Source organism: Micromonospora sp. NPDC049240 (assembly GCF_040647835.1).
Lineage (GTDB): Bacteria > Actinomycetota > Actinomycetes > Mycobacteriales > Micromonosporaceae > Micromonospora.
Window position 1 is genome coordinate 66,078 of sequence record NZ_JBEZCX010000027.1, and the last position, 8,370, is coordinate 74,447.

The 8,370-nt window shown below is 68.0% G+C and carries 3 protein-coding genes and 1 pseudogene; 2 read left to right on the forward strand and 2 right to left on the reverse strand.

Translation table 11 applies throughout. The annotated features are described in order from the left end of the window. Positions 1-44: 44 nt before the first annotated feature. Together AB0B02_RS29400 and AB0B02_RS29405 are read right to left on the reverse strand one after the other, a co-directional pair. Complete coding sequence (locus AB0B02_RS29400) at positions 45-1,838, reverse strand: VWD domain-containing protein (protein ID WP_357305817.1); 1,794 nt, start codon at positions 1,836-1,838, stop codon at positions 45-47. A gap of 401 nt (positions 1,839-2,239) precedes the next feature. Then, complete coding sequence (locus AB0B02_RS29405; protein ID WP_281938872.1) at positions 2,240-2,812, reverse strand: hypothetical protein; 573 nt, start codon at positions 2,810-2,812, stop codon at positions 2,240-2,242. 1,275 nt (positions 2,813-4,087) lie between these two features. On the opposite strand from AB0B02_RS29405, the gene AB0B02_RS29410 reads away from it, so the two are divergent. Both AB0B02_RS29410 and AB0B02_RS29415 read left to right on the forward strand, forming a co-directional pair. Continuing rightward, a complete protein-coding gene (locus AB0B02_RS29410; protein WP_357305820.1) occupies positions 4,088-6,898 on the forward strand; it encodes a BTAD domain-containing putative transcriptional regulator in 2,811 nt (936 codons plus the stop codon). Positions 6,899-7,422: 524 nt separating this feature from the next. Further along, positions 7,423-8,109, forward strand: a pseudogene (locus AB0B02_RS29415) (hypothetical protein); the annotation flags it as partial. Between the last annotated feature and the right edge of the window lie 261 nt (positions 8,110-8,370).

An 8,370-nucleotide genomic window follows, 5' to 3' on the forward strand; every position in this document is an offset into this window, starting at 1 on the left:
CCGGGGGGCGGCCCGCGACCTGCGGGCCGCCCCCGGCGTCGCCGCTACCGGTTGCCGTTGACGACCGGAGGGACCAGGCCGACGTACGTCAGGGCGGCCCGGCCGCCGACCACCGCGACGTCCAGCGTGCAGGCGTCGAGCCACTCCTGGCGGACCCGGTACTGCAGGCAGGTGGCCTCCGCCCGCTTGCGGAGGTCCTCGTTGAGGTCGCGGGCGAAGAAGGGCGCGGACGGGTTGCCCGAGGCGACCGCGCCGCAGGATGCCAGCAGGGTCCGGGTCGGGGTGACCCGCCAACTGGCGCCGAAGCGCTGGTAGAGGTCGTCGAAGCTGAGCGGGATGGCGAACTGCGTGCCGTCCTTGGCGGCGAGGCGCTTGGGGTCGCCGTCAGGGTTGCCGAGCAGGCCGACCACCGGGGTCGGATAGGTACCGAGGCCGACGGACACGTCGATGTAGCCGCTGTTGACCGTCACCCGGATGCTGTTGCCGCTGGCGTCCGTCACCACGTAGATGTTGCCGATCCGGTGGATGTCCACGCCGGAGGGCAGATGCAGGGCGCCGTCGGACGGAAGGTCCCTGGTCCGGCCGTCCACCACGAGGCTCTTGCCGTCGCACAGGGCCACCTTGGTGCTGCCCATCCGCGCGGCGACCGAGCGGTCGACCGAGGCGTTGGGCCAGGCCGGTGCGCCGGACGCCTTGCGGGTCTGCACCTCGAAGCCGCTGCCGGCCTGCGCCTCGACGAAGTCGCCGGAGGCCTGGAAGTCGTACAGCAGGCCGGCGAACGTGTGCTGGTGGGTGTCGCCGATGACGGAGGCCGCCGCGCAGTTGGTCGCCGCGCCGCCGGCGGTGTTCTCCACGAAGACGACCGCCGGGCCGGGCGCGGTGGCGGCCGGCGCGGGTGAGCCGAAGTTGAGGTTGTTGGTCTCGCCGGTGAAGCCCTGGGCCGCGCAGATGGGCGCCGCCGTGCCCCCGTAGGTGATTCTCGTGCGGACGTTGAGCGACGCGCCGGCGTTGAAGGTGGCCGCGCCTCCGCCGTCGCTGTTGCCGCCGTAGCCGAACACGTTGAACTCCGACGTGGTCCAGCCGGCCGCCGCGTTGACCGAGTTGGAGCCCGCCGCGGTGTATGCGGTCGAGCCGACGAACAGGGTGGCGCTGTCACTGGTCGCGCTGACCGTGCCGGTGAGCCGCAGCGCGCCCAGGTTGGTGATCGGCTGATTGGGTACGGCGGTCGCGCCAGGGCTGTTGCGGTAGCAGTAGATGTCCGGGTCGCCGGTGAACGAGAACTGGGTCCAGCCGCCGGCCGGGCAGGCCGCGTTGTACTGCAGCAGCCAGTACTGGATGAACACCTGGCCGCTGGAGCCGTTGTTGGCGTAGACGAACTGCTCCCAGCCCCGGCACCCGAGGTTGGGTGATCCGGCACAGGCCGTGCTGGTGAAGAAGTCGGTGTTGATCTGGAGGGTGTAGGCGTCGGCGACGGGCGGCCCGGCGTTGGCGATGGGCGAGCTCTCGCTCGTCACGTTCACGATGTTCTCGAACGTGCCGGACGACTCGGAGATGAATCCACTCGGCGCCTGGGCGGAGATGTCGTTGCCGTTGCCCACCACCAGCGGGCGGATGCTGCGCCTCGGGGTCATGGGGATCGCCGGTGCGGCGACGCATTCGGACTTCTGCCAGTTCAGTCGGGGGTAGCCGGCGGTGAAGCAGCCCTTCGCCGTCGGGTGCGGGACGTTCGTGATCTCCGCCTGCCACGCCCTGAGGTTCGTGGCGGAGGGCGCCGCGTACGCAGTGGCGGCGGAACCGCCCACCGCGACCAGCAACGCCAGCGTCGATACGCAGGTCAACCTGCGGGTCGCCCCGCGTGTTCGCGCGAAAAGCCCCATCGCCGATCCCTTCGCCAGCCGGCAGTGACGTCACCGGACGCGAAAAGGCAACCATTGATGGGCGCCTGGATACGCGTAATGACGGTGTTGTGACAGGCGGGAAGTGTGCACTCTGGTGATCGCGCCGGGCGCGGTCGCCTGACTGCCGGTCACCGGTACACGCGCACGCGGTCGACGAGCATCCGCGCCGGCACGCGGGGCAGGACGAGTCGGCCCTCCGTCCGGGCCAGCGGATCGAGCGCCGGCCGATGTCCAGCACTGCGTCGAACGTGCGGACCCTGGTTGCCGGGGCGCGGCGTCCTCCTCGTGGAGCATCGATGCGCGGTGACCGTGAACTCACCGCGGCCGATGTGTCCACGGCCTCACGGCGCGGCGGTCACCGGCGGTGGCTCCTGGCCGCGGACGGCGAGGATCTGACCGCCGTACTCCTCCTTGGTCGCCTCGAACGCGTCGCGGAAGGCACGGAACCGTCGCGTCAACTCGGGGGCGGGAAGCGGCCCGTCCGACTCGCTGTGGAACACGCGCAGCGTCTTCTGCAGCCGGACCGCCTCCTGGTGCCCGAGCAGCGACTGCTCCCAGTCCCGCAGAAGCTGCTGCCCGAGCTGCCCGGCGGCGGCCACGAACCCGAGCACCGCCGGCACCCAGGTCGGTGCCGCGACCGCGAGCGCCAATGGGACCGCCAGCGCTGACAGCCCGGACGTGAACGCCAGGCTCCGGTGCCGGATCGCCCGGACACGGGCCGTGCGCACGACCCACGCGATGTGACCCTGCGCCCAGTCCAGGTAGTCGCGTTCGGCGCGGCTCAGCTCTCCCGGTGGCTCGTAGCGCCGGAACGCGCGCGGATCGGGGCGGCTTTCCTCGGTCAGCAGGGTGCGGACCACGGTCAGGACCGCCGCCAGGGTCAGCAGCGGCACGGCCCGCCTCGGTTGCGGCATGCGCACCTCCAGACAATCCATCCTGCAAGGTAGGACACGCGCGCCATCGACCGACGTCCCCTTGTCGTACGTTGGATCGATGCGCATCCGGCGGGCCTGCCTGGCGCTGCGCGAGGTCAGCGAGCGGCTCAGCCACGGCACCCCGACCTGGTTCGTCGGGGGAAGAAGCCGTTCACCACCGTCTGGCTCGACGGCCACCACCAGGACGAGTTCCTCTAGCTGTGGTGCGGCGCGCCGGCTGGCGCGGCCGCCGAGCTGGTCGCGGCGAACGCGCGCGCCTACTTCCGTCCGCCCTGCATCGGGGGTCGCGGCTGGGCCGGCGTCCGCCCCGTCACCAGCTCTCATCGATCTTCGGGTCCGCCGTACCCGCTCTGAGCTGCAAGGTCAGGCCGGAAGGCTCAAATGTGAGTGGTTTGGGATGCTCCGACGCGCATACCGCTCACCATCGTTCCGGTTGCTGTCGGCCACCAACCGGGTCTGATGGCACTCAAGGCTCGCCCGTTCACGTCCCTGGACCTGCTCGCCGATTTGCCGATGCACAGTGCCGACCGGCAACAACCTCGGCCGGCCGGTGCTCACCATGTCCGTGCCACATCAAGACGGCGGCGGACATGCGGATCGGCCAGTCGGCGGTGGTGGTGTGCTCGCCGTTCAGCGAGCTCCAAGGTGAGCCGCTCCCGAGGTGGCGTGCGGCCATTGCCACCGGACTGCGCTCAGCTCGTCATTCAGGAAGGCGGGGAGAAGTGGGACCGGACCGTCGTCTGATTCTCACGCCCGCGACAGCACCCGCCCGCTGGCACTGCTCGGCATCACCTGATGACTTTGCCGGGGCCCTGGGTTCGACCGGCTCGGTGCTGCCGCGCTGCGGCAGGCAATCCGCCCGTTCGCGCCGGCACGGTCGACCTTGGAAGGCGAAAGTCAGGTAGGGATCGAGTGCCTTGCGGAGCTTGCCGGCGTTCTTCTCGGACTTGGCCACCCTGCGCAACACCACGGTCGACCTTCTCCGCCTGGACGGCGTCACCTCGATCGCACCAGCCTTACGCCGAAACGGCCAAGATCCGTAACGATCCCCACGACTCCTTGGACTCACCTAAAACGGTCAAATCTCGACCTTGCGAAGGCCCTGGGATCGCGCCCTGGATATTGCGATAACTCATTGATACTTTCCTGTCAATGCCGTTGTCCCAGCGCCGGGCGGGCAGTGTTGCGAAGATGGGGGCGACCAGCAACGAGTAGGCGCATCGGGGGATCATGCAATTTCGTCTGCTGGGGCCGGTGGAACTGTGGGAGGCAGACCAGCGGGTTGACATCGGCCCGATGAAGCAACGTGCGGTTCTCGCCGCGCTCCTCGTCGATGCCGGGCGACCGATCAGCCCAGATGTCCTGACCGACCGTGTCTGGGGCGACAAACGTCCGGCCCAGGTCCGCAACGTCCTGCACACCTATGTCACCCGGCTCCGTAGCGTATTCGCCCGGCTGCCCACCGGCTCGCCTGGCCGGCGGCCGCAACTGCTCAAACAGCCGGCCGGCTACGTGCTGGACCTGGACGCTCGAGATGTGGACCTACTGCTGTTCCGCTCGCGGGTCGGCGAGGCGGCCGCGGCGCGCACCAGTCAACCCGACCGGGCGCGGCTGTTGCGGGAAGCTATCGACCTGTGGCGCGGAGAGCCGCTTGCGGGAGTGGCCGGCGAATGGGCGACACAGACACGCGACGCCTGGCAGATGGAACGGTGCGGAGCGGTGGCGGGCTGGGCACGGACCTCGATCGACCTGGGCCAGGGGGCCGAGGCAGTGGGACCGTTGGAGGATCTGTGCCGGCAGCATCCCTTCAACGAGTCGACTCTCGCGCTGCTGATGCGGGCGATGCACGCCGCCGGACGCGATTCGGCAGCACTGGACCGCTATACAGCCATCCGGCGCGTCTTCGCCGAGGAACTCGGCATGGAGCCCGGTCCGGAGCTCCAGCAAGTACATCAAGCGATCCTCCGCGGTGAATTGCCGTCGACCGACCCCAAGCCGGAGGCAGTGGCCCAGATCCCGACTGGTCTTACGCACTTCGTGGGACGGGAGTCACACCTGTCCCGTCTAGCGGCTCTGTTCGCGGAGGCGGAGAACCAGCCCACCGCCACGATGATCGCCACGATCCACGGCACCGCCGGCGTCGGCAAAACAACCTTGGCCGTGCACTGGGCCCGTCAGAACGCCGACCGCTTCCCGGACGGCCAGCTCTACGTCGACCTGCACGGGTTCAGCGCGGACAGCACGATCGCCGACCCCGCGACGGTTCTACGTGGCTTTCTGGAAGCTCTCGGCACGCTGGCGGGACGCATCCCCGCCGGGCTGGACGACCGCGCCGCAATGTACCGGAGCTTGATGAGCGGCCGGCGAACTCTGGTCGTACTGGATAATGCCCGCGACGCCGAACAGGTCCGGCCGTTGCTGCCGGGAGCGCCGTCCTGCGTCACCCTGATCACCAGCCGTAACCCATTGGCGGGGCTGGTGGTGACATACGGTGCCCAGTTGGTATGCCTGGATCTGCTCGATGATGGCGAGGCACGCAGCCTGGTCGTGGACCGGATCGGGGCCGCCCGGGGCGCCCAGGAACCGCAACTGCTGACCGAGATGATCGCGCGCTGTGCCGGACTGTCCTTGGCCTTGGCGGTACTGGGCAGCCGGATGGCGATGCGACCGGACGTGCCGTTGGCCGTCATGGCCGCCGAGCTGCGTGAGACCGGCAACGCCCTCGACGCCTTCGCCAGCGACGACCCGGCCACCGACGCGCGTAGCGTGCTGTCCTGGTCCTATCGGATCTTGAGCGCCCCGGCCGCGCGGTTGTTCCGGCTCCTGGGCGTTCATCCCGGCGAAGACATCACCGCCAACGCCATGGCAAGCTTGCTGGCAGTCCCCGTGCCGGCGGTCCGAGTTTTCATCCGCGAACTGACTACCGCCCAGTTGCTCTCGGAACATCGGCCCGGGCGCTACAAGCTGCACGACCTGCTCCAGGCCTACGCGGTCGAACTGGCCGGCACCGAGGAGAGCGCGGCCGAGCAGCACCTGGCCGAGCGGCGACTGTTCGACCACTACCTGCACACGAGCTGCGCGGCACGAATAGCGATGAGCCCTTACCAGCTGCCACGAGCATTGGGCGAACCTTCGCCCGGCACCCAAGTCGCGGAAATTCTCGATCATGCCGGCGCGATGGCCTGGTTCGCGGCCGAACATCGCGTGCTGATGAGCACGCTACGACGCGCGGCGGAGTCCGGCGCGTTCCGGCATGTCTGGTTGCTGGGCTGGTCGCTCTCCACGTTCCTGATCCGTGGGGGCTATTGGCAGGACCATCAGGATGCGATGAAGGCCGCCCTCGATGCGGCAGTACGACACGGCGATCGCGCTGGTGAAGCGTTGGTCTTACTGTGTGCCGCGATGGGGCTGAGCCGTATCGGAAAGTCGGCCGAGGCGCGGATCAACCTCGAGCGGGCCGTCCGCCTTCAGGCTGAGCTGGAGGACCGGAGCGCTGAGGCGAACATCCACGGCACGCTTGCCAGTGTGCTGACACGCGAGGGAGCCTATCCCGCGGCCCTCCGCGAGGGCCGTCTCGCCGCCGATCTGTACCGCGCGGCCGGCAACACGTCGGGTGAGGCGGCAGCTTGGGGCAGCGTGGCGTGGACGTTGACCCTCATGGGCCGCCCGGATTCCGCTATCGAACACGGCTTGCGGGCGTTGTCCTTGTCCTCCGCCGTCGAAGATCCGAACAGCCAGGCGGCCACCTGGCACACCATCGGGTACGCCCAGCACCAGCTCGGACGCTTTGACGACGCACGCCGCTCGTACGAGGAATCCTTGGCGCTGCTTCAACGCGGCGTCGACCGGTACAACAATGCGCGGGTGCTCGTCGATCTGGGCGACGTCCGGCATGCGACAAACGACCATGAGGCTGCCTCTGTGGCATGGTTGCAGGCTCTGAAGATCCTGGTGGATCTCGGCTACGCCGAGGCCGCCGACGTCAGGCGCAAGCTCATGGACCTGCGCCTCGCGATGCTCCGTACCGGGAGTGGTCCGACGACCCAGGAGCACCAGGTCCACTGAGTTAGCGGCGATTTCGCCCTGGGCGCCCCAGCGGCCAACGCCTCGATTACCCCGCCCGGCGCGCCCACCGGCCCGGCGGCCGGTCAGGGCCGAATCAAGAAACGTTCATGTACGGCCCGCGATTCTTCTCCCAGTCACCGGCGTTGCCGGTCCGACATCAGGGAGAATCGATGGATCTCGCCAGTCCTCATCGCCGGCTCCGGGCCACCGCTCTCGTCCTGGGTGGAGTCGCGACGTCGCTGATCTTCGCCGCCCCGGCGACCGCTGCGAACTCGGCGCGTGCCCCAACGAATCCGATCCCGCCGGCCTGGTACCCGCGGCGCCCTGGAAGGCAGCATACCGCACATATATCAGAATTTGATCGACGCAAGACAATATCCGCTTCGTGGGCTGACCCGCCCTCGGGCATGGCGGCCACGGCCCGGTTCGGGGCGGCAGAGCTAGAATTCGAAGGAGAGGCAGTGAGACGGTCCAACGTGCTCAGATTTCTTTTCAGAGCGCTAAGCGCAACGTTCAAATCGGTCCTGACGTCCGGCAAAACCAAGAGCTCTTTCTGTGCTGCCACCGTTGCCTCGGCAGCACTTCTCGCAGGTGTTGTCGTTGCATCCCCTGCAAGTGCAGCTGCAAACCCGAACCCGTCGCGAATCACCTCGGCCTCTTGGTGGTTGATGGAGGAGTTGCTCAAGCTTCAGCCCGGCTCGCAGAACGGCGGCATCTACGCCGACAAGCCCGGGTACCACAACACCCGAGCGGCAAACAGCTCAGACAACTACTCCGTCCGGGACGCCGAGGACAAAGGCGGCCCATCAGACAAGGCCGCTGCCTATGACTGGACGTTTCCGGAGGCTCAAAGCCTGGCCTTGAGTTCCCTGCAGGTCGATCCAAACGCGGACAAGAGGCTTCCGGCAGGAATTACGGCAGCAGCATCGAACTACAGCAACATCGCCCGGTTCTCCAACCGCCTGCTGGCTTCCGGGCAGAACGCCGATGATCCGCGCCTGAACGGGTGGAAAGAGTTCTTCGGCCAAACCGACAATGACACGACCGTCGAGGGCTGGGATTTTCGCTACCATCGCGCAGCGTCATCCGACTCATCCCATCTATGGCATATTCACCTAAGTGAGGATCGAGACAAGGTCGAAAGCTACGACAACAAGCAGGCTCTACTCAGCGTCCTACGCGGCGAGACGGTCGACCAGTGGCTGAACCGCGGCTCGAGTGGTGGTGTGCCGGCGGGTCAGGCGGTGGTTCATGAGGGTTATACGAGTGTGTTCACGGTGAACGCGGCGGACGGGCATTTGCAGGAGTCGTTCTTGGCGCGGCTTGGTGGTGCGTGGGTGACGCAGGATCTGTCGGTGGTGGCGGGTACGCCGTCGGTGGCGGGTCAGCCGATCGCGGTGGTGCATGACGGGTACACGAGTGTGTTCACGGTCAATGCCTCGAACGGGCGTTTGCAGGAGACGTTCCTGGCC

Excerpts from the sequence above, each read along its gene's own strand:
- AB0B02_RS29405 (WP_281938872.1), bottom strand. The coding sequence starts at position 2,812 with ATGCCGCAACCGAGGCGGGCCGTGCCGCTGCTGACCCTGGCGGCGGTC.